Origin of the sequence: Agrococcus casei LMG 22410 (assembly GCF_900163565.1) — a bacterium.
GTDB lineage: Bacteria > Actinomycetota > Actinomycetes > Actinomycetales > Microbacteriaceae > Agrococcus > Agrococcus casei.
This window is the reverse complement of record NZ_FUHU01000028.1, coordinates 1-22,370: the sequence shown is the minus strand read 5'-3', so window position 1 is coordinate 22,370 and position 22,370 is coordinate 1. Positions and strand designations below refer to the sequence as shown.

At 65.7% G+C, this 22,370-nt stretch carries 20 protein-coding genes; 13 read left to right on the top strand and 7 right to left on the bottom strand.

From position 1 onward, the window contains the following. Window positions 1-263: 263 nt before the first annotated feature. Complete coding sequence (locus CZ674_RS06985) at window positions 264-965, bottom strand: exopolyphosphatase (protein WP_234988479.1); 702 nt, start codon at window positions 963-965, stop codon at window positions 264-266. 288 nt (window positions 966-1,253) lie between these two features. Here CZ674_RS06985 and CZ674_RS06980 point away from each other — a divergent pair, with 288 nt between their 5' ends. The 6 genes from CZ674_RS06980 (at window position 1,254) to CZ674_RS06955 (ending at window position 7,825) form a co-directional block, all read left to right on the top strand. Continuing rightward, window positions 1,254-2,561, top strand: a complete 1,308-nt coding sequence (locus CZ674_RS06980) for an ISL3 family transposase (RefSeq protein WP_086991812.1) — start codon at window positions 1,254-1,256, stop codon at window positions 2,559-2,561. 94 nt (window positions 2,562-2,655) lie between these two features. After that, complete coding sequence (locus tag CZ674_RS06975; RefSeq protein ID WP_006821245.1) at window positions 2,656-3,546, top strand: siderophore-interacting protein; 891 nt, start codon at window positions 2,656-2,658, stop codon at window positions 3,544-3,546. Next, window positions 3,543-4,133, top strand: coding sequence for an ABC transporter permease (locus CZ674_RS06970; RefSeq protein ID WP_006821246.1), 591 nt, complete (start codon window positions 3,543-3,545; stop codon window positions 4,131-4,133). Before CZ674_RS06975 ends, CZ674_RS06970 begins: the two co-directional genes overlap by 4 nt. Further along, window positions 4,130-5,590 (top strand): ATP-binding cassette domain-containing protein, encoded by a 1,461-nt coding sequence (locus tag CZ674_RS06965; RefSeq protein WP_006821247.1) that lies wholly within the window; start codon window positions 4,130-4,132, stop codon window positions 5,588-5,590. The genes CZ674_RS06970 and CZ674_RS06965 overlap by 4 nt, the downstream gene beginning before the upstream one ends. Then, window positions 5,587-6,273, top strand: a complete 687-nt coding sequence (locus tag CZ674_RS06960) for an energy-coupling factor transporter transmembrane component T (RefSeq protein ID WP_025388378.1) — start codon at window positions 5,587-5,589, stop codon at window positions 6,271-6,273. Before CZ674_RS06965 ends, CZ674_RS06960 begins: the two co-directional genes overlap by 4 nt. Before the next feature lie 244 nt (window positions 6,274-6,517). Further along, window positions 6,518-7,825: an ISL3 family transposase gene (locus CZ674_RS06955; RefSeq protein ID WP_086991811.1), complete on the top strand. Its 1,308-nt coding sequence runs from the start codon at window positions 6,518-6,520 to the stop codon at window positions 7,823-7,825. Here the strand turns inward: CZ674_RS06955 and CZ674_RS06950 are convergent. The 3 genes from CZ674_RS06950 to CZ674_RS06940 are packed head-to-tail and all read right to left on the bottom strand — an operon-like array spanning window position 7,797 to window position 9,435. Further along, window positions 7,797-8,255 (bottom strand): hypothetical protein, encoded by a 459-nt coding sequence (locus CZ674_RS06950; protein ID WP_200810057.1) that lies wholly within the window; start codon window positions 8,253-8,255, stop codon window positions 7,797-7,799. The two genes, CZ674_RS06955 and CZ674_RS06950, sit on opposite strands and share 29 nt — an antisense overlap. Next, window positions 8,255-8,503: an ABC-three component system middle component 6 gene (locus tag CZ674_RS06945; RefSeq protein WP_086991810.1), complete on the bottom strand. Its 249-nt coding sequence runs from the start codon at window positions 8,501-8,503 to the stop codon at window positions 8,255-8,257. The genes CZ674_RS06950 and CZ674_RS06945 overlap by 1 nt, the downstream gene beginning before the upstream one ends. Then, entirely contained in the window at window positions 8,500-9,435 is a 936-nt protein-coding gene (locus CZ674_RS06940; protein ID WP_086991809.1) for an ABC-three component system protein, read from the bottom strand. Before CZ674_RS06940 ends, CZ674_RS06945 begins: the two co-directional genes overlap by 4 nt. A gap of 433 nt (window positions 9,436-9,868) precedes the next feature. Here CZ674_RS06940 and CZ674_RS06935 point away from each other — a divergent pair, with 433 nt between their 5' ends. Further along, window positions 9,869-10,957: a DNA-methyltransferase gene (locus CZ674_RS06935; RefSeq protein ID WP_200810056.1), complete on the top strand. Its 1,089-nt coding sequence runs from the start codon at window positions 9,869-9,871 to the stop codon at window positions 10,955-10,957. 266 nt (window positions 10,958-11,223) lie between these two features. On the opposite strand, the gene CZ674_RS06930 is transcribed toward CZ674_RS06935, so the two are convergent. Both CZ674_RS06930 and CZ674_RS06925 read right to left on the bottom strand, forming a co-directional pair. Further along, a complete protein-coding gene (locus CZ674_RS06930; RefSeq protein ID WP_086991808.1) occupies window positions 11,224-12,525 on the bottom strand; it encodes an MFS transporter in 1,302 nt (433 codons plus the stop codon). After that, on the bottom strand, window positions 12,522-15,938 hold the full coding sequence (locus CZ674_RS06925; RefSeq protein WP_200810055.1) for an ABC transporter ATP-binding protein: 3,417 nt from the start codon (window positions 15,936-15,938) through the stop codon (window positions 12,522-12,524). The genes CZ674_RS06930 and CZ674_RS06925 overlap by 4 nt, the downstream gene beginning before the upstream one ends. Window positions 15,939-16,244: 306 nt before the next feature. Between CZ674_RS06925 and CZ674_RS06920 the strand changes: the two genes are divergently transcribed. From CZ674_RS06920 to CZ674_RS06905, 5 genes are all read left to right on the top strand, one after another. After that, window positions 16,245-16,949 (top strand): TetR/AcrR family transcriptional regulator, encoded by a 705-nt coding sequence (locus tag CZ674_RS06920; RefSeq protein WP_086991807.1) that lies wholly within the window; start codon window positions 16,245-16,247, stop codon window positions 16,947-16,949. 116 nt (window positions 16,950-17,065) lie between these two features. Next, entirely contained in the window at window positions 17,066-17,779 is a 714-nt protein-coding gene (locus CZ674_RS06915) for a TetR family transcriptional regulator (RefSeq protein WP_086991806.1), read from the top strand. After that, a complete protein-coding gene (locus tag CZ674_RS14160; RefSeq protein WP_159456922.1) occupies window positions 17,776-17,946 on the top strand; it encodes a hypothetical protein in 171 nt (56 codons plus the stop codon). The genes CZ674_RS06915 and CZ674_RS14160 overlap by 4 nt, the downstream gene beginning before the upstream one ends. Next, window positions 17,946-18,686 (top strand): siderophore-interacting protein, encoded by a 741-nt coding sequence (locus tag CZ674_RS06910; protein ID WP_159456921.1) that lies wholly within the window; start codon window positions 17,946-17,948, stop codon window positions 18,684-18,686. Before CZ674_RS14160 ends, CZ674_RS06910 begins: the two co-directional genes overlap by 1 nt. A gap of 46 nt (window positions 18,687-18,732) precedes the next feature. Next, window positions 18,733-19,998: an MFS transporter gene (locus CZ674_RS06905; protein WP_086991804.1), complete on the top strand. Its 1,266-nt coding sequence runs from the start codon at window positions 18,733-18,735 to the stop codon at window positions 19,996-19,998. 185 nt (window positions 19,999-20,183) lie between these two features. Here CZ674_RS06905 and CZ674_RS06900 read toward each other — a convergent pair whose 3' ends face one another. Continuing rightward, entirely contained in the window at window positions 20,184-21,581 is a 1,398-nt protein-coding gene (locus CZ674_RS06900; protein WP_200810054.1) for an MFS transporter, read from the bottom strand. A gap of 106 nt (window positions 21,582-21,687) precedes the next feature. On the opposite strand from CZ674_RS06900, the gene CZ674_RS06895 reads away from it, so the two are divergent. Then, the gene (locus CZ674_RS06895) at window positions 21,688-22,275 is read left to right on the top strand and encodes a helix-turn-helix domain-containing protein (protein WP_086991803.1); all 588 of its coding nucleotides are present in this window, start codon (window positions 21,688-21,690) and stop codon (window positions 22,273-22,275) included. The last annotated feature ends 95 nt before the right edge of the window (window positions 22,276-22,370 follow it).

Here is a 22,370-nt window from a genome sequence, read left to right as displayed (position 1 = left end):
CTCTGAGCCGTTCAGGGTGCGGGGCCTTCGCGTTTCTCGGCGACGGGCGCGCGCATGGGGCGAGGTGTGGCGCAGAGCCCGCGCAGTTCGGCCAACACAACAGGATCGTCCACCATGGTGGCGAGACCCTGCGCGCAGCGGGAGGCAGCAGCGAGCCGTGCGCCAAGCGTGGTGTCAGATGACGAAGAAGAAGCGGTGGAGGTAGCAGCGGGGGTAACAGTACGAGTGCTCATACCGTTAGGTGCGGAAGCCCCACCCCCAAGTTAAGGCACGGTGCCTTTGTCGGGGTTGGCGGCGCGGATCATCTTCATCAGTGCCTCGTCGTCGCGCAGAGCGTCCAGTGTTTCGCCGTTCAGTAATCGCAGCAGCACCCCATCACCTATCGGAGTACCCATGTGCTTTGGGTCGGGGTGCCCGAGCACGATCCGCAACAGCGCAGACCACGACCGGGGCGGTATCTCGAGCAGCGTCGGGATCCCGCGGTCACGGCGCAGCACCTCGACCCCGCGCTGCCGGGAGGAGAGGTCGGCAAGCCGGTAAGCCACATGCTCGACGCACTCGGCGACCAGTGCAGCATCCCAGCCCGCCGACTCGAATAGTGCGACCGTGGCAGACAGCAGAGCGGCCACTCGCGCCTCATGCTCGCTCTCGTCCGGGTCGCCGTCGTAGTGTGTGAACGCGGGGTGATAGTCGGCCAGGCGCTCCCGCTCGGCGAACCGCACTGCATCGTGGAACCCGATGATCCTGGCGGTGTGGCGCACTTTGCTGGCTGATGTCAGCATCCCAGAGGCGCGAGTCTCCGCGTGACAGGTGATCTGCACAGCACGGGTCACCACAGCCCACGGGTGGCCCGCGTTGCGCGTCGAAGGCGCGAGCATCACCTCGAACGCAGCGGACGCCACCTCCCAGGCATCTAGCCCGTGCTTACGTGCGAGCGGCTGGTACTTGGTCGCTGTGTAGCGCATGAGTTCAGCTGCTTCACGGTCACCCCGCCACGCGCCCGGCCCGGCGCCGTGTAGCCGGGTGAGTAGGGAGCGTAGACCTTCTGGGCTCTCGAAACTGCTGCTGGCCGAGCCAGTCGTTCCCGCAGCATCGCTGGCAGCGGGTGAGGTGTGTTCGTCCACGGTGACGCCTCCCAAAAGGGGCTCTTCTCGAACGAGGGTGTAGTCCGTTGAGCGCGTCGCTGTCCGTGTAGGAGTCGAGGTCTCCCTGAAGATGGAAGTTCCTACACTGCCCATCCGGAAGACCTCGACATGTCCCACCCTACTTTTGATGCGCCCTGCCTGACCACGTTCTGCCGCCTCGACGAGCTCGGTCTCCAAGCCGTCGGACAACACCTGGAACCCGACCGAGCGATGCTCCAATGCCGAGTCGTTGAACCAGACCAGTGGTGCCAGCACTGCGGATGTGAGGGGACGCCACGGGACACGGTGGTGCGCAGGCTCGCGCACGAACCCTTCGGACACCGACCCACGACGCTGCTGATCCGCGTGCGTCGTTACAAGTGCTCAGGATGCGGCCGGGTGTGGCGCCAGGACACGACCGCAGCGGCGCCGCCGCGGGCAAAGATCTCCCGCGGCGGTCTGCGATGGGGACTGGAAGGACTCGTGGTGGACCATCTGTCCATCTCCCGCGTCGCGGCAGGACTGGCCGTGTCATGGTCGGCCGCGAACGACGCGATCCTCGCTGAAGGCACACGACAACTGATCGATGACCCCCACCGCTTCGACGGTGTCACCACGATCGGTGTCGACGAGCACGTGTGGCGCCACACGAAGCGTGGCGACAAGTACGTGACCGTGATCATCGATCTGACCCCGGTGCGTGAGAAGGCCGGACCTGCCCGGCTGCTGGACATGGTCGAAGGCCGCTCCAAAGCAGTCTTCAAGCGGTGGCTGGCTGCACGCCCGCAGCAGTGGCAGAACGGGATCGAGGTCGTTGCGATGGACGGATTCACTGGGTTCAAGACCGCCGCCGCCGAAGAGCTTCCCGACGCTGCTCCGATCATGGATCCATTCCATGTGATCCGGCTTACCGGGGACGCGCTGGAGAACTGTCGGCGCCGTGTTCAGCGCGATGTGTTCGGTCGTCGGGGTAGGACTGGTGATCCGCTCTACCGGGTCCGCCGGACTCTGCTGACAGGAGCGGGACTTCTCACCGAGAAGCAGCATGCGCGACTCGAGGAGGTGTTCGCCGACCAGCGCCATGTCGAGGTTGAAGCGACCTGGGGTGTGTATCAGGACATGATCACCGCGTATCGGGAGACGGACCGCGGGCTGGGGAGGTTCTTCCTGCAGCACACGATCGACCGGATCTCCACGGGGGTGCCCGTGCAGCTGGTCGAGGTCCGCAAGCTCGCTCGTACGCTCAAGCAACGAGCCGCTGACGTCCTCGGCTATTTCGATCGGCCCGGGACCAGCAACGGCCCGACGGAGGCGATCAATGGCCGACTCGAGCATCTGCGCGGGATCGCGCTTGGGTTCCGGAACCTGAGGCACTACATCGACAGGAGTCTGCTCGAAGCCGGCGGTTTCAGACCTCGACTACACCCTCGTTCGTGAAGAGCCTCATAACGCCATCCTGCCATGTCCGATTGCGTCCACGCCAAACTAGAAGTAAGGTTAGCCTTACTAACATCATACTGACGGGGCCAACATGACAGATTCGATCAACCTCACCCAAGACGAGCTCGCAGGACTACTCGAGGTACTCAAACACCCCGATCATCAGCAGGGGCTCGAGGACCGCTATCTGACCGTCACCGCAATTGAGCACCGCGCACGAAAACTCACTCGTATCTCAGCGACGATTTCTGGCGACGACCCACTCAACGAATGGACTCTGGCAAATCCCACGGTCCGCGTCGCATTGCCGGAACCACCCGAGGAATTCGCCGCAATCCCCGGGGTACCAAAGACCACGACGCGGGTATACACACTCGTGGAAATCGATCCAGCAACCCGCACCGCGCAAATAGACCTCGTAGTGCACGCCGAAGCTTCTCCTGCGATGCGCTGGCTAGCGCAGCTCAGGATTGGCGACCGCATTGACATTGTCGGACCACGCCCGCACCGCACCCCCGGTGAGGGCACCCCGCGGGTGCTGCTTGCCGACTCCTCTGCGCTCCCCGCGGCGACGCGGCTCCTGCGCACCATGCCCCACGTGGACGAGACTTTCGTCTTTGCTGCCGTCCCGGAGGATGAGTTTGCTATCCTGCAACAGGAGATCTCCGCATTAGCAGAACCCATCACCGCGTTTCGAGTAGAGCCGCACGGCCAATACCCACTGGCCACTGCTTTCGCCGAATTCGATCTCACCACTGACGCCAGCGTGTGGGCGGCCGGCGAACGGGAAGATATGCGCGAAATTCGCCACCGCTGCAAACACCATCTCGGACTACTGTCCGAGCAAACACAGGTATTCGGCTACTGGAAATATGGGATGACGAACACCCGGCTGGACTTCGCCAGACTCCGGGCAACGCAAAAGGGGCTCGCAGCGGGGCGCGCATTCACCGATACCGACGACTTCGAGATCGAACTGTGAACGGCGAGACAAGAATTACGAGCCTGAAATCCGACAGATTCTCCACTCGTGCTCTGCTGACTTTCGTTGTACTCGGCGCGCTGGGCGCGATCATCGTCCACGTATCACGAATTCTCGGGGTCGCATTACAAGCCACGGTCCCGTGGCTAGCATTCCCGGCACCAGTCCCCTGGTTTCTGGGGATCCTCATCGCCGCCCTGCTGATTCAACGCAGCGGCGCGGCGCTGCTCACCTCGATTGTCACAACCGTCGCAGGCTTCGGCGCACTCGCCCTGTGCGCGGGCATCGTCATCGAACTCACCTTCTTCATTACCAGACGGTTGCGCTCACAAACCCAGCCCACCTGGCCCCCTGCCCGGTCCCAGTTCTGGCTGTGGTGGGCCATCCTGGCCTGCGCAATCGTGAGTCTGATGAGCTTCGGTTTCATGTTCTTCTACCAAGAGTTTCTGCTGCTAGACCCCAGCATCAAGCTACTCGCCCTCATCATTCGGGTTGGACTTGGCGTGCTCTACGGGTGGGGCGCCTGGGTCATGACCATCGGATTGCTACGTGCAAATGTGAACCCACAGCGCATCGTCGTCGCATGAGCCTCCCGAACTCGGCCGACCCTGGCCGCTACAACGTACGGATACAGCAGTTCACAATCGCCTACGATGGCGCAAATCCGGTGCTCAATATACCTTACCTGGAGCTGGTCAGCGGGAGCTACACGCTCATCACCGGACCCACCGGTTGCGGTAAGTCAAGTCTGGCACACGCACTGGTCGGGGTGCTTGAAGATATGACGACAGCTCGGGTTGCAGGCAGCATCAGCATGAACGGAACCCAGCTTGCAACCCTAGACTCAGCCCAACGCTCCGGTACGATCGCTGCGGTCTGGCAGCGCCCAGAAACCCAGCTTTTCGCCAGCACCGTCTTGGCAGAAGTCCGTGCCGGCCTCGACTTCCAACTCATAGCACCCAACGAGGCCACGTTCAGGGCGCGCAGAGCCCTGCACCTCGTCGGTCTGAGCCACATTGACGAATCCCGTAACCCACTGACCCTCTCGGGCGGCGAACAACAGCGACTTGCCCTCGCGTCAGCACTCGTGCTGCGAGCGCCTATCCTGGTGCTCGACGAGGTCGCGTCACAGTTGGATCGCACCGCAAGCCACCGGCTCGGAAAAATCATCAGGGAGATTCGGTCCGCTCGCCAGCTCACCGTCGTGGCGTTCGACCACCGTCCGGACCCACATCTGGAACATACCGATCGGGTCATCGTACTCGATGAGAACGGCAGAATCGCGCTCGACGACAAGCCCGCCAGTGTATACGGTGAGAACGTAGACTTCTGCCGCAGAATCGGCGTGCATCTACCCGCAAAAGAGACCTCGAGCAGTGACACAGACTTCGGCGCGTTGACCGTCCACCAGACAGCACCCGGTCTGACAACCCAGGCTCTTACGGTCGCCAGACGCAGCGCACTGTTGTTGCGAGACGCCACCCTCACACTTCCCCGAGGAGCAATCGCGCTGCTGCTGGGCCCAAACGGCGCGGGTAAGACCAGCCTGCTGGATGCGCTTGCCGGCGAGAAACGCGGGGTGCGCGGGCACATCGATCCGTCACGGCGGGTAAGGCTCACCAGAGGCATTGGGTACCTGCCACAACGCGGGAGCGAGCTCATGTTCGCCCACACCGTTCGGACGGAGCTACACCTGGCATTACCACCGGGGGCGCGTTCTAGTGCCGCGGAGATCGACGATATGTTGAACCGGGCGGGGCTCTTGTGTCTGGCCGAAGTGCATCCGCAGCACTTATCGGGCGGGCAACGACAGCGGCTCTCGGTGCTCCTCGCCGTCGCCGGAAGACCGGCATTTCTCCTGCTGGACGAACCTACGAATGCACAGGATGTGACTGGCACAGCACAGATTCGTGCGCTGTTAGCAGGAAATGCTCAGGATCGCGTCGCCGTCATCGCGACGCATGATGCGGGCTCCTTCCGCGGCATCGCCACTCATCACATCGAGCTACAAACCGGAATCGTCAAAGGGGTCTGGCAGATATGACCCGCTTCAACTCCCGCAGGTGGGTTCCGCATCCGCTGATTATCGTATTGCTCACCGTTCCCGCACAGCTCGCGGTATTGCTCGCCCAACGGCCCTGGTTCAGTATTACAGTGCTGGCGTGCTGTCTCTTGGTGACAGTGGTGACGAAACCCCGCTTTGCCGCTGTCTTTATCGCGGCGGCTGGCGCGCTATCCCTGGTTCTTTGGGTCGGGATGGGCCTGTGGCTGCCTCTAGAGGCCGCGACGAACGGGGCGTTGCGTATCGTTGCACTCAGCGCCCTACTCGTGGTGCCGTTTTTCTATGTGAACTGGCCGGTGCTGGCAGACTCGTTGATTGATCGGTTCCGTGTTTCCTATCGGGTCATGGACACCGTGCTACTCGGGGAACGTTTCACTATGCTCATGCGAGCTGACCTGCGCACCGCCCGCAGGATGGCTCGACTACGTGCCCGCGGGAGCATTCGTGGACAGACGCGATTATTACTGCGGACGACGCTGCCAGTTCTCGTGGCAAGTTTCCGGCATAGCGATGAGCTCGCTCTCGCCCTGGACACTCGTGGTTTCGGTGCCCATCCGAAACGCACGGTCCACCAGAGTCGACCGCTCCGAGCGTTCGAGCTGGCTATTCTCATCGCAGTATGGGTATGCAGCATTTTCATTGCCGTATTCCTCGAAAGAATGTAGAGGTGCCTGACAGGCAGCTTGCCCCCTGATCAATTCCAGGCAGCTTCGTATTGTTAATTCACCAGTTTGACGCCAGAGCCGCCCTCCCGGTGCAGACCGGGCCCGATCCCGACGCTACTGAACTGCGGTAATGAGGCTCTTCTCGAACGAGGGTGTAGTCCGTTGAGCGCGTCGCTGTCCGTGTAGGAGTCGAGGTCTCCCTGAAGATGGAAGTTCCTACACTGCCCATCCGGAAGACCTCGACATGTCCCACCCTACTTTTGATGCGCCCTGCCTGACCACGTTCTGCCGCCTCGACGAGCTCGGTCTCCAAGCCGTCGGACAACACCTGGAACCCGACCGAGCGATGCTCCAATGCCGAGTCGTTGAACCAGACCAGTGGTGCCAGCACTGCGGATGTGAGGGGACGCCACGGGACACGGTGGTGCGCAGGCTCGCGCACGAACCCTTCGGACACCGACCCACGACGCTGCTGATCCGCGTGCGTCGTTACAAGTGCTCAGGATGCGGCCGGGTGTGGCGCCAGGACACGACCGCAGCGGCGCCGCCGCGGGCGAAGATCTCCCGCGGCGGTCTGCGATGGGGACTGGAAGGACTCGTGGTGGACCATCTGTCCATCTCCCGCGTCGCGGCAGGACTGGCCGTGTCATGGTCGGCCGCGAACGACGCGATCCTCGCTGAAGGCACACGACAACTGATCGATGACCCCCACCGCTTCGACGGTGTCACCACGATCGGTGGCGACGAGCACGTGTGGCGCCACACGAAGCGTGGCGACAAGTACGTGACCGTGATCATCGATCTGACCCCGGTGCGTGAGAAGGCCGGACCTGCCCGGCTGCTGGACATGGTCGAAGGCCGCTCCAAAGCAGTCTTCAAGCGGTGGCTGGCTGCACGCCCGCAGCAGTGGCAGAACGGGATCGAGGTCGTTGCGATGGACGGATTCACTGGGTTCAAGACCGCCGCCGCCGAAGAGCTTCCCGACGCTGCTCCGATCATGGATCCATTCCATGTGATCCGGCTTACCGGGGACGCGCTGGAGAACTGTCGGCGCCGTGTTCAGCGCGATGTGTTCGGTCGTCGGGGTAGGACTGGTGATCCGCTCTACCGGGTCCGCCGGACTCTGCTGACAGGAGCGGGTCTTCTCACCGAGAAGCAGCATGCGCGACTCGAGGAGGTGTTCGCCGACCAGCGCCATGTCGAGGTTGAAGCGACCTGGGGTGTGTATCAGGACATGATCACCGCGTATCGGGAGACGGACCGCGGGCTGGGGAGGTTCTTCCTGCAGCACACGATCGACCGGATCTCCACGGGGGTGCCCGTGCAGCTGGTCGAGGTCCGCAAGCTCGCTCGTACGCTCAAGCAACGAGCCGCTGACGTCCTCGGCTATTTCGATCGGCCCGGGACCAGCAACGGCCCGACGGAGGCGATCAATGGCCGACTCGAGCATCTGCGCGGGATCGCGCTTGGGTTCCGGAACCTGAGGCACTACATCGACAGGAGTCTGCTCGAAGCCGGCGGTTTCAGACCTCGACTACACCCTCGTTCGTGAAGAGCCTGATTCCCACGTGCTCATCGGGGAAACCGAAGAGGTCGCGGCCGATAGCAGTCACCCACTCGGGGATCGTGGCATCGCCTGCGGTCTGAACGAGCGCTGATCCTGCGGTGATGTCGGGAGCGAGGGTGATACGGCTTCGCTTGGCGAGCCCGCGGCTGGCGGTGACGCTATCCGTTACATCGGGCCAATCGAGCCGTAAGGAGAACGTGTCGGTTTGAAGCGCCTTGTTTTCCAGGACCGAGCCGGTGAGTGTGCGCATGCCGAGGATAAAGTGCAGGATCTCGATGATGGACGACTTGCCTGCGCCGTTTCGGCTGTCGGTTCCGCTGGATCGCTCAGTCTTGTCGGCGATCAGGATGTTGCGTCCGGGCTTGAACTCGATCGTCTTGAATCGTGCGTCGCTGGATATAAGTTGACGGAGCATCAGCTCACCCGCTTCCGGTAGAGACTGCCGTCTTCATAGTGAATCGTCCCGAGCGCGAACAGCGTGTCGAGCGCGAGCACGAACCAAGAAAACGGCAGCACCGCATCATTGGCATGCCGTGCCCGCCATGTCTTCAGCCCCACCCATGCCTGGCTGACAGTCATCGGCTCGGTGAGGATCAGGGAGATTTGGGCTCCGATGGTCAGCAGTGCACGCTGCGGGGCGATGCCCTTCGTCGGGGTGATCACGGTGCGCTCACCTGGAGGTTCGGCTCCCATCCAGCCGGGGCGTTTTCGAAGATGTCGCAGCTCTCGAAGAAGTAGGCCAAGATCGCCGTTTGTGCCCGGTAGCTCGGCGCGGAAGGCAGCCGGTTGCCGGCGAGGAACTCCCTTAGCCGCAGCAGCGCGTCCTCGGGCTCGAGACCATCGTTGACCGCCTCGAGGTATTCGGCGTGAAACCTCGCGGCGACGTCGTCGCGTTCTGTAATGTCGATGCGGCGCTGATAGTAGTCGGCGATCATAGCTGAGTGACGCAAGCCGTCACGAATCTCGGCCTGGCTTTCCTCGGAGAGTTCGCTGTAGCGCAGCTTGTGGACTGATACGTTCTCGATCGACGCCTGCAGGATATCGGAGAGCCGCTGGGCCGCGAGGTCGGCGAGGAGCTCTTCCATCTCCTGCAGACCAACAGCGACGGTGTGCTGCATCGGAAGCTGACTCTTCAGCAACACCTCGACATCCTGGCTGTCCTGTTGGCCGAGCAAGTCACGAAAATGGCGCATCCCCATGACCTCGAAGGAGATGTTGGAATGCGAGGACCTTGCGTGAGCAAGTGCGGTCGAGATCTCAGGGTGCACCCCTCGCACGTCGTTGTGGACGAACACGAACGTCGTGAATTGCCCTGAGCGCTTCTTGACCGCTCCGTCGAGGTCGGAGTTGAACTTGCGGACCGTTGCAGCGGCGTCGACAGTCTCAGGGGCATAGCAGGCGTATAGCTTGCCATCGTGCAGATCCAGGCCGTCGCTGGCTTGATCGCCCAGGTTGCCGTGCGTGCGCACATCGACAAAACCCGGCACGCACAGTGACATCACATCGTGGAAGAACGACTGAAATGCGTTCCCGTGCAGTTCATGCAGGTGCCCCCAGAGTACGCCGCGCATCGAAAGGCGCTCGTAAAAATCCACGCCGAGCTCCTTCCTCGATCCGATCCGGCTAGCTAGAGGCTACGGGATAGCGACGCCGAAACCGGGCAGGACGCAGATGCAGGTCGGCCACGAGCACGTCGCGGACGGGTTGCCGTAGTCACAGACTATCGGCGACATCGGAGAAGGCGCCGGTCAAGGCGCCTCGGCGACAGCGTGGGCTGCGGCATCCGATCGGATATCGACCCTTTCATCGCTGATTGCCGATCGTGTGAGGGAGAAATCAGGCACTGGAAATCAGCGAAGCGCAGGCACCTCGGGGAGCTCGGACTCGGCCCGCTGGGACTGACTCTCGCCTGGCGTCGACGCTGGGGCTGTGTGGGCTCGGTTCCGTCGGTATGGCCCGTACCTGCTGGGTGACACTGTTCGTCGCACACGAAGGCGGACAGGCCCCGAACAGCAAGGAGCCCCCGCCATGCCTGACCCCACACCGTCGCCCGCCCCGCGCCTGGCCGAAATTCCCGCGCCCGTCTTCGCCGACGAGCGGGCGACGCTCTACCTCGGTGACACCGTTGAGCTTCTCCCGCTCCTGCCCGAGGCCAGCATCGACGCCCTGGTGACCGACCCGCCGTATGGGCTGAGCTTCAACGGGCAAGCCTGGGACGACGCTTCCGGGTTCCGCGAGTCCCTCCCGCACATCGACATGACTGGGATGAGTGCGCCGGAGGTATTCGAGACCTGGTGCACGGCCTGGGCTGCAGGAGCATTGCACGCACTCAAGCCGGGCGCGTATGTTGCAGCATTCGGTGGTGCACGCACCTGGCATCGCATGGTGCGCGGGATCGAGAATGCAGGGTTCGAGATCCGCGACCAGATCGCATGGCTGCACACAACCGGGATGCCCAAGAGCTTGGACCTCTCGCACACGATCGACAAGCACCACGGCATGCAGCGCGCCGACCGGGTCGTGCAGGCCACGGATCACGACGGGGTGCTCGGCGCAACGCGCACGGTACTGTCGAAAGGCACACCGGTCACCGAGGACGCGACACGGTGGGAAGGGTGGGGCACGGCATTGCGGCCTGCGTTCGAGCCGATCATCATCGCCCGCAAACCACCCGAAGGAAGCGTCGTCCGAAACGTCCTCAGTCACGGTGTCGGCGGGCTCAACATCGACGGCGCCGGGTTCGCTGACGGCCGGTGGCCGACGAACGTCGCATTCGATGCCAGTCAAGCGGATGCGTTGGATGTGTTGACGGGGACATGGCAAAGCGAGTCGCTATCGAGGAAGTTCCCGATCTTCCGCTTCGACCGAAAGCCCTCCGCCGCTGAGCGTCCTCGGGCATTCGGGGTGTCGCACTCAACGGTAAAACCACTGGCGCTGATGCGCTGGCTGGTCACGCTCGTCACCCCACCGCGTGGCATGGTGCTGGAGCCATTTGCCGGATCCGGCACCACGGTGGAGGCCGCAGCTGGAGCGGGGTTTTGTGTGGTCGCGGTAGAGAAGGATGCAGCGTACGTGCCTCTGGTCCGCTCCCGTCTGGACAGGTCTTCTCGAGCGTGACCGTTGAGTGCCTACCGGGGACCGCCAGCAGCGGTTTGGGGTATATCAGGGCTGTCCGCCACGGAGGCATAACGTCGAGTCCGCCGGCCTCTTGCTGAGAGTGTGAGTGTTCCGTGGCGTTGTTTGGCGGTGGCATCGACCGAAGCGCCCTCGGTCTGATGCCGCTTCCTTTGGGACTCCGCACCGCGCAGCGTCGGCAGGTCAGCGCCACAGGATCGGTGACTGGTACCGATGTCCTGAAACGGTCGTGCTCGTCGCCACCGGCGTCAGCGTTGACGGGTGCCACGAGGTTCTCGGCTGCCAGTCGACGGTGTGGCGTGATGAGTGTTCTGGATGTCGTCGTCGAGTACGCGGCCGATGTTCCATACGACCACCGTGAGTCCGAGTGCGGACAGCACTCCGGCGCCGAGTATGACTGGGACGAATCCGAAGGTGCCCGCGAGTGCGAGGCCGGAGCCGCCGGAGATGACCATGAGGAGTGACGTGATGGTGGTGAAGAGGGTGAAGTCGGTGCCGGCGCTTTCGGGGCGGGTGAGGTCCATCGAGATCGTGTAGATGATCGCGAAGGCGGCGGCGAATGCGGCGTTCGACAGTGCCACGACCAGCAGCACGAGCCATGGCCAGATCGCACCGAGTGCGATCGGCAGGGTGCCGAAGGTGGCGAGCACCTGTAGTCCGCCCAGCCACAGTAGGGCGGGTCGTCTGCCGATCCGGGCGATGTATGCGCCGGCGAGGATGCCGGCTGCGACGCCGGTGAGGCTGCCGCCGATCACGACGTACAGGCCGATCGTGGCCTCGTCCCAGCCGTCGGTGACGAGCATGGGGCGTACGAGGTTGTAGGCGACGGTGAACCCCGCGCTGTATGCGGGGATGAGTGCGAGGCTCCACCATCGCACGCGCCGGTCGCCGAAGAACCGGGCGATCACCCGCAGCGTGATGCGGGGGGCGGGTACGTCGCGTTCATCGGCCTCCTCGCGCCAGCGGAGCACGAAGGGGAGCGCGACGAGCGTGCATGCGGCGAGGCAGAGCGCGGCGATCTGCCATCCCGCCGCCTGGTAGACGACGAGCACGACGCCACCGCCGACGACCTGTGCCACTGACGATCCCGCCGATTGGAAGCCGTTGCCCAGGCCGCGCTCGTCTGGCCGGAGGAGTCTCGTCGCGGCGGCGTCGGCGGCGACGTCTTGGGTGGCGGCGACGACGAAGATCACCGCGAAGAGCACGAGCAGGGTCATGAACTGGGTGGCCGGGTCGAACAGGGCGAGCGAGGCGCATCCTATGGCGAGCAGCGACTGCGTGAGCAGGAGCCAGCCGCGATAGTGTCCGAGCCGTCGTGACCCGAACCGGTCGACGACCGGCGCCCACAGGAACTTGAGCGTGAGTAGTGTTGCGATGCCCGCTGCGGCCCCGATGAGCGCGAGTGGCACGCCACGGGCCTGCGCGATGGTCAGGAACGCGTAGGTGAAGAAGCCCAGGCTCAGGTTCTGGGTGCAGTAGAGCGCGGCGACGAGTGCGATCCTCCCGCGACGGGACTGGCCACCGGGAAGCGGGGGGCGGCTGGTGGTCATGATGCTCCTTGCTGGGCGGCGAGATCCGCGTAGGCCGGGCAGTCGCCCAGCAGTTCGGTGTGGGTGCCGATGCCGGCGATGCGGCCGTGTTCGACGACGACGATGCGGTCGGCGGCGGCGATGGTGGTCAGGCGGTGCGCGATGACGAGCACGGTGCGGCCGGCCACGAGCGAGGACAGTGCTCGCTGGATGCGGTCTTCGGTGCCGGGGTCGACTGCGGCGACGGCCTCGTCGAGGATGAGCACCGGCGCGTCCTTCAGCAGGGCTCGGGCGATCGCGAGCCGTTGGCGTTGTCCGCCGGACAGGTCGGTGCCGCCGTCGTGCAGCACGGTGTCGAGGCCGTGGGGCAGCGCCCGGACGACGTCGTCGCACTGCGCGGCCTCGAGCGCGGCCCACAGCTCGTCGTCGGTGGCGTGCGGGTGTCCGAGTGCGAGGTTGTGGCGCACGGTGTCGTCGAAGAGGTAGACGTCCTGGTGCACGACCGCCACCTGTGCCATGACGCGGTCGCTGCCGAGTTCGGTGACCGGTACGCCGCCGAGCAGCACGTGCCCCGATGGGACGTCCCACAGTCGTGCGGCCAGGTGGGCGATGGTCGACTTGCCCGAGCCCGACGGTCCGACGAGTGCGGTGATCTGCCCAGGCTCGGCTCGGAACGATACACCGGTGAGGACCGGTTGCGATGCGCCGTCGTATGTGAAGGAGACGTCACGGAACTCGACCGACCCGTCGGCAGGTTCGATGGGTCGTTCGGGTTCACTGAGCACGGGTGCGTCCCAGATCTCGCCGATCTTGGCGGCGATCTGCTGCTGGTTGCGCCGGTAGCCGGCGAGCATCATGAGTTCTTGGATGGGCTGGTAGATCGTCAGCGACAGGAACAGGAAGGCCAGCAGGGTGACGGCAGGCACCGCCCCAGTGGCGTACAGACCTGCCCCGACAACGATGAGCACCACTTGCCCGGACTCGACCGCGATCGAGCCGAGCGCCGTCGCGGGCGTGGCCCGTACCGACATGGCCGTGCTCGCCTCGGAGAGTCGCGAGATCGCGGTGTCATAGCGGGCTGCCATCGCCGACCCAGGGTTCCCACGCAGCACAGCGGCGCCGCGGGCCTGGTCGAGCAGTGCGACGGTGGCCTCCTGCCTCGCGGCGTAGAGGTCGGCGAAGGCCCGGTGGTGAATGCGATCGCTCCACACCGTCAGCAGCCAGAACAACGGCAGGCCGATGAGCGCCGCGAGGGCGAGCCGCCAGTCGATGACGAGCAGGATGATCATCGCGTAGACGGGCTGCACGAGCCCGCCGACGATCTGCTGCGGGACGTTCTGGAAGTCGATCATCGCCGTGTCGTTGCCGACGAGCGTGGCGATCCTGCCGTTGTCGACGCGACCGAAGAACCCCAGCGGAACCCGCCGGAGACGTTCGAGCACCGACAGCTGCAGATCGGCCTTGGAGCGGGCCGACAACCGCCACACCAGCGCGTTGGACCAGACGGAGGCGAGCAGACGCAACACCAGCATGCCGGCAAGCAGCGCCGTGACGGTCCAGACCAGTGACGCATCGAGGCCGCCGGCCCAGCCCTCGCCGATGGCGGCCATGACGATCACGAAGACCGCGATGAGCGGCGCCCCGCGCACGAGCGATTCCGCGACGAGTCGCACGAACCCGCGGCGCCACAGCGTCTGCCAGCTCCGCCCGTACAGGGCACGCCACTGCCTGGCGAAGCCGAGCCCGCCGATGTGCGCTCGCACGACGGAACGCGCAGCCTGCCCCCACTCGTCCGCGGCGCTGTCCGGGAGGTTCTCAGCGACATTCGTAGCGGGTGCCGGCGCGGGTACCGGTGCGGTCGATGCCTCGAGCCGCCAGCCCTCGGCGTCCCGGTAGGAGTGCCAGAGCTCCCGATACGGGGTACACGTCTCGAGCAACCCCTCGTGGTCGCCGGTCGCGGCGACCACACCCTGGTCGAGATAGGCGATCTGGGCGCTGTGCTGGATAGTGGAGAGCCGGTGGGCGATCGCGATCACGGTACGTCCCGCTATGACTTCATCGAGAGCGTCGAGTGTGTTGCGTTCGGTGGTGGCGTCCAGCGATGCGGTGATCTCGTCGAGTACGAGGATGCGCGCGTCCTTGAGGATGGCCCGGGCGATCGCGATGCGCTGCCGTTCGCCGCCGGAAAGCACCCCGCCGCCGGCGGGCAGTTCGGTGGCCCACCCCTCGGGTAGTGCGGCCGCGACGTCGCCGAGCTGGGCGCGTTCCGCGGCGGCGACCACCTCGGCCTCGGTCGCGGCCGGTCTGGCGATGCGGATGTTCTCCAGCAGCGACGCGGCGAAGACATACTCGTCCTGCTGGATGAACGCCACGAGCCCCGCGAGCGACTCGGTGGGGATCTGCCGCACATCGACCCCGCCGATGCGCACCGCACCGGAATCGACGTCGGAGAACCTCGCCACGAGCTTGGCGAGCGTCGATTTACCGCTACCGGTCCGGCCGACGAGCGCGAGTGTTTCCCTTTCCCGTGCGATCAGGCTGATGCCGTCGAGCACCAGTGCGTCCTCGCGGTAGGCGAATCGCACGTCGTCGAACTCGACGTCGAAACGCTCGGGGACGACGGGCTCGGCCGGTGCGGGCAGCGGGTCCTCGGCGAGGATCTCGGTGATCGTCCCCGCCGCCAGCTGGATCCTGACGAGGATCGTCGCCAGCGTGCCGACGAGGCCCATGACGGGCGTGAGATACCCGAGCGCCAGCAGCAGGAACAGCACGAGCGTCGGCAGATCCAGCTCGCCCGAAGCGAAGCGCAGGCCTGCGACGGGGATGAGCAGCGCGACCGTGAGCCCCGTGGCCACGGTCATCGCCGCCACCAGCCACCTCACCGGCCCGGCCGTCGCCACCGTCTGCAGACGCGCGGCCTCGATGACGGCCGTGCGCGCCTGGTCGTAGCCGGTGTCCGGCCGCAGGTACCCGCGGATGACCTTAATGCCCTGCAGATACCCCATGACAGCCCGGCTGAGCGTAGTCGAGTGCTCGGCGAGAGCGGCATTGTTGCGCTGCGCGAGCCTCATACCGATCGCCGAAACGACGACGAGCAGCACGAGCGAGGCGAGTGCCACCAGCGCGAGCCTCCAGTCGACGACGAACAATGCGATCGTCGTCGCCACAGGCACCGCCGCTGCGGCGGCGCCGTCGGGAACGCCATGCGCGAGCGCCTCCTCGAGCTGCTCGACGTCGTCGTGCAGCACCTTCTTCAGCTCACCCGTCGACCTCGCCTGCACCCGCCCGAGCGGCAGCACCTGCAGCTTCGCAGCGATGGCACGCCGCAGGTCGCCGAGGATCCGGTACGCGGCGACATGCCCGACGTGGGTAGACAGCCCGTTCGCGATCGCCCACGACCAGCGCGACCGCCGTCCACCACGCGATCCAGCCAACCGCTGCGGTATCCGCAGACGGCCCAGCGAATAGCGCCACCGTCACCGCATACACCGCGAGATACGGCGCCAGCGAGCACCCGGTACCGACGACGGCGAGCACGGCAGAGCCCACGAGACCGAAACGGTGCCCGGCCACGATCGCACCGAGGGTGGTGGGTTCCGCACCGGGCCGGGCACCTGCCTCGCCAGCTCCAGACATCAGGGCATTAGCTCGAGTAAGGGTCACCTAAGTGAGGCTAGAAGCAGCAAGCGCGAAAATCAATAGTCATGTATTTATTGTTCTCGCCAAGCTAGGATCGTGGTGTGTCCACTGAGCGCCGTAGCGACCGGGGGAGAGGGCGCCCCCGTCAGGGTGAGATCGTCCTGAGTCGCGACCTCATCGTCGAGACCGCGCTCGCGATCGCAGGTGCAGAAGGCTTCGCCGCGCTCTCCATGCACAGACTCGCTCGCCAGCTCGACGTGACCCCGAGAGCGCTCTACAACCATGTCGCAGACCGGCAGGAAGTGATCGATCTCGCCGCCGCGCGCATGCTGCAGCACACGCCCATGCCGGCCTTCGACCATCCGGATTGGCGCGACGCGCTCCGCGATGCCTACGACAAAGCCCGCCAGGCCTACCGGGCCTACCCGCGCGCCACCCTGATCTCACTGGACGAGACCGTCAGTGCCACGTCGGTCGACCCGCACCGGGTGATCCTTGCCGAACGCCTCCTACAGTTCTTGGTCGACCTCGGGTTGACACTGCCCCAGGCGCTCGTGATACGCAGCGGGTTCCTCTTCGACGTGTTCGCCTTCACGCTGCTGATCGACTACCGCTACGACCGCGGCGACGACGAACTGCGCCGGATGATGAGCCAACCAGTGCCCGAAGCCTGGCTGGACTCCCTCCCCGACGTCGTTGCACCACGGTCACGAGAAGCGTCCGACCTTGACCCCCGCACCAGCGATGAGATGTTCGCCGAGACCATCGCCATGCGAATCGCCACCATCGAGCACCTGCTCGAATGAACCAGGCGCTGCGCCATGTGCCGCAAGCACCCGGGTAGCCCAGCTGTCGACCCCGTCCTTCGGCGTCGATGACGCCGTCCCTTGATTTCGGTAGTCCACTCTCATAATCTGTTGAGGTGAGCCTTACCTCAGAAAGCGGTGTCCGTGCGGCAGGTCGCGCGCGTCGGCCGGGGCGTCCACCCACGATCGATGCGGCGGCCATCGGCGGCGCGGTCGTGACGGTCGGTTTCCGGGAGGTGACGTTCGCTTCGGTGGCGGACCGGCTGGGTGTCGGGCAGGCGACGGTGTATCGGCACGCGGCCAATCGTGACGAGCTGGTGCGTCTCGGGTTGGAAGAGGCGGTGTCTGGTTTCGCCTGGCCGGATCTTACGGGCCGGTGGGACTCATTGCTGCGGCGATGGGCGGTGGCGTCCTGGCGGGCGTGGGAAAAGCATCCCGGTGCGGTGTTCGCGATCTCGCGTGGAGTGATCCCGCCATCGATAGTGGGACTCGCCGACCGGATAGGCGGAGCGCTCGTGGAGCGGGGGTTCATCGCCGCGGATGCCGTGCTCGCCGTCGACCTCGTCTTCGACCTCGCGGCGGACAACCGTCGCGGTGTCGAGGCGCTCGACACCATTCGCGAGCCAGGTGAGACGGCCGCTCGAGGCGGAGTGGAACACGGATGGCGCACAGCCCCTGTGTCACCGGGACCGGAAGGGCAGCACGAGGTGCGGGCGGAGATGGTGCGGGCGATCCGGGTGGAACCGGTCGAGTGGTTCGAACGGAAACTGGGCGTCGTCCTCGCGGGCATCGCACAGGAACTCGCACCCCGACAGGAGGAAACGCCATGACGACCGTTGAGCAGTCTCCGGCGCACACGAGCACGGCCGCATCGTTCAACGCGGAACCAACCTGGCTGCCGGCGGCCCGCTATACCGGCTTCTGGGCCGAACACAGCCGCGCTGCCGGATGGCGCCTCGAACCCACCGCCACACCACACGGACAGGAATCACACTGATGGCCAACTGGCAGCGCGGCGTGATGCGCCTGATGCGCATTCCCAACCACGCGGTCACCGTCACCGTGATCCACGACTACACCCCGTGCTACCGGCGCATCACCTTCACCGCGCCAGACCTCGTCAACCAGCTGGAGGTGTTCCCCACGCTCTGGCTACGCCTGTGGGTGCCGCACCCTGCGAAAGGCGAGGGGCACCTCAGCCAGCGCGGATACACCTTCGTCGACATCCGGCCAGACGAGGGCACGTTCGCTCTCGACTTCATCCTGCACGAACAACCCGGCCCCGCCGGAGACTGGGCAAAGAACGCCGCCATCGGCCAGAGGCTCGACGTCGCACTGACCCCAGCCAGAATCAGCCTGCCCGAGAAAGCAACCGAGGTCATCCTCGCCGGCGACACCACCGCCCTGCCCGCGATCAACACCTGGATCGACGCCATCCCCACCCACCTGCCCGTATCAGTGGCGATCGAAGACGATCACGACGACCTCGCCGGCCTGCCCTGTGCAGCGCGAGAGAACGTGACCTGGACCTGGGTGGGGCCAGAGGCGACGCGCGGTGCCGCGCTCGCGGCGCATCTGACGGGTTCCGAGCACGCCCGGCCGGGCCTGTACGCGTGGGCGGCGGGAGAGAAGACCCTGATCAAACATGTCCGTTCGGTGTTCCGCGACCACCTCCAGCTGGACCGGTCCTCGCAGTTCACCCAGTTCTACTGGATCCACGGCAAAGCCACCGGCTGACCCCGACTCTCCACTCGTCCACCCCCGCTCTTGGAAAGCCCAGGTCATGAACCGTTCTCCGTCCACCGTGCCCGTGCCGGTCCAGCACTCGCCGCAGATCCCGCTCGTCCTGTCTGCGGTGCTGATCGTGTTCCTGGGGCAGATGACCCTCAACCCGGTCATCGCCCCGCTCGCCCGCGAGGTCGGATTGGCCGAATGGCAGGTCGGGGTGACCATCAGCACCGCCGCGATCATGGTCGTCACCACCAGCCAGCTGTGGGGACGCCGATCCCAGTCCTGGGGACGCAAACCTGTCCTCGTCGGCGCGCTCACCCTCGCCGCCGTCTCGATGATCCTGTTCACGATCGTCGCGCAGCTCGGGATGACCGGCCTGATCGGCGGGACCGTGCTGTTCGTGTTGTTCGTGCTGCTGCGCGGCATCGCGTTCGGCACCGCGATCGCGGCCGTCCCTCCGACCGCGCAGGCCTACATCGCCGACGTCACCATCGACGAACGCACCCGTGTGAAAGGGATGGCCGGCGTCGGCGCCGTGCAAGGCATCGCGATGGTCGGCGGCGCCATCATTGGCGGAGCGCTGTCCGCGTTCGGTCTGATGACCTCCCTCGCGGCCGTTCCTGTCCTTCTCATCGCCGGGCTGAGCATCGTCGGATTCCGGTTGCGCCGCGAGCCGCGCACCACACTCATCGACGACCCCGCCCGGATCCGCCCCACCGACCCGCGCGTCTGGCCGTTCCTGCTGGCCGGGTTCGGCATGTTCACCGCCCTCGGGTTCATCCAGGTCATCACCGGATTCATCGTCCAGGACCGCCTCGGCCTCGACGCCTCCGCCACCGGACTGGTCACCGGCGCAGCGCTCCTGGCCGCCGGCGTCGGCATGGTCCTCGCTCAAGCCGTCATCGTCCCGCGCCTGGGATGGGGACCACCCGCGCTGTTGCGCACCGGCAGCGCCACCGCCCTGATCGGGTTCGTCGTCTTGATCCCCGACCTGGGCATGGCCTCGATCCTCGCCGCGATGCTGCTGATCGGTCTCGGGCTCGGCATCGCCATGCCTGGCTACACCGCAGGGCCCTCCCTGCTCATGGAACGCCATGAACAAGGCGGACTGGCCGGACTCATCGGCGCCACCAACGGCCTCACCTTCGTCATCGCACCCACCGCGGGCACCGCCCTCTACAGCGCCTGGGCACCCCTCCCCGTGATCGTCGCCGCCATCATCATGGCCGCCGTCACCACCTTCGTCCTCACTCACCCGCGCTTCACACGACCCTCACGGCCGAACCATCCCGACGAGAGCTCGGCACCATCGCGGTAACAGGCCCCGCCGGTGCCTGCCGCCATGGCTGCCGAGTCCAGGTCAGACGCCACTCGTTCCTCGGTGCGCGCGGGCCGCACTGATGAACGACGGGGCTGATCGAAACGAATGCTGACCGGTTCATCACGAAGATCGATCCTGCGACCGCGGAGTTCGCCGGTGAGAAGCAGCTCGCGGACACGCCCCTACGCTGGTGCCGCCTCCCGGTGCCGGGCGAGGGTTCCTACCGCGAGGAGCAGTCCGCCGCAGGCGGTGATGATGATCCACCCGGGGAGGCTTGCTGCGGCGAATCGGTCGGGTGATACGCCCGCGATGAGGGTTCCGGCGAGGGCGATGCCGATCGCGGTGCCCAGTTGCCGGGCGGTGGAGGCGGTGCCTCCGGCGACTCCGGCGCGTTCGGGTGGCAGGCCGCTGACGGCGGTATTCGTGATAGGCGCGTTAGCGAACCCGATACCGGTGCCGATCAACAGGTACGCCATGAGCAGCGCGGGCACGTTCATCCCGCCGGTGAGGGTGATGAGGCAGAGTCCGCCGGCCAGGATGAGCGTGCCGGCGAGCAGCAGCGGGAGCCGGGGGCCGGTTCTGCCGACCAGGAATCCGGACACGGGTGCGAAGACGGTCGCGCCGAAGGCCATCGGCAGGGTCGCGGCTCCTGCCGCGAGAGGTGCCCACCCCTGCGCGTCTTGGAGGAACAGGGTGGTCATCAGTAGGGTCATGCTGAACGCGACGAACACCGCGACGGCCCCGAGGATCGCCCCGGTGAAACTGGGCACCCGGAACAGGCCGGGATCGATGAGCGGCTCGCGCCGCCGCGACTCCACCCAGACGAACACCCAGACCAGCACCGCCAGCACCCCGAAGCCGGCGAGCACGACCGGAGAGGTCCAGCCGAGTCCGGGCGCTTCGATCAGCAACGCCACGGCAAGCCCCAGCACGACGATGAGAAGGAGCTGTCCAGGTAGATCGATACGGCGGATGCGTCGCCCACGCGATTCCGGCACCAGGGCGGCGACGAGCACGAGCGCGAGGAGGACGACGGGGGCGTTGACCCAGAACACGGCCCGCCAGTCGAACGCGGTGATCAGCGCACCCCCCACCACCGGGCCTGCGGCCATGCTCAGCCCGAACATCGCTCCCCACACTCCGATCGCCTGGGCGCGCTCTTTCGGGTCGGGCATCGCATTGACCACGATCGCGAGCGCTACCGGGGGGAGCATCGACGCCCCGATCCCCTGGAGCGCCCGGCCGGCGATCAGGACCGGGAGGTCCCCGGCTGCCGCGCACAGCAGCGACGCTGCCCCGAAGACCACGAGCCCGGTCTGGAAGACCCGGCGTCGCCCGAACCGGTCGGCCAGCGCACCGGAGGTGATCAACAGGCTCGCGAACACGACCGTGTACGCATCGACCACCCACGACAAGCTGCCCGGCTCCGCACCCAGGCCCGCACCGATGTGCGAGAGCCCGACCGTCACGATCGTGGTGTCCAGCCCTACCAGGAACAACGCCGACGCGCAGATCACCAACACCAGCCACCGGCGCCGCACGCTCAAACCGGGAGCTTCGTCCACGATGGTCTCAACCACAGCAGCACCACGCCCTTCACTCTGGTGACGAATTTGTCTTCGTCGATCCTCCAGCGGCGCGGGCACTACCCCCTAGTAGGTTTGCGGAATCTGCAAAACTAGGAGAGTGGAAACGACTCCCGGTGCGGATGTTGCCGCGATCCTCGACGCGATCGGGCCGCGCCTGCGCGCGCTCCGGCAGTCCCGAGAACTGACACTCGCCGAGGCGGCGGACGCCTCGGGACTGTCCATCAGTATCCTGTCGCGGGTGGAGACCGGTCGCCGTCAACCCACACTCGACGTGCTCATACCGCTCGCACGCACCTACCAGGTGGCACTGGATCAACTCGTCGCCGCACCGGCAACGGGCGACCCGAGAGTGCACCTGGAGCCCCATCGTCATTCCCGCGGTGGCATCGTCGTGCCCCTGACCCGCTACCCGACACGGGTGCAGGCGTTCAAACACGTCGTCGGACCACGCACACCCCACCTCGTCTCACACGAGGGCCACGCCTGGCTCTACGTCCTCGCCGGCACACTCCGACTGATCGTGGGCGACGACGAACTCGAGCTGCATCCGGGAGAGACCGCGGAGTTCGACGCCGCCGTGCCGCACTGGTTCGGCCCTGCAAACGACACCGCCGCAGAGATCTTGCACCTATTCGGCCCCCACGGCCACCGCGCCATCTCCCGACTCGACCACCAAGAAGCATGACCGCAACGCCCCACGCCGACACGATGGGGATAGGAGCTCTTGGGCTGTGTCAAGTTTTGTAGACGGTCTCTTTGTGGATCAGGCCGCGGTTGCGG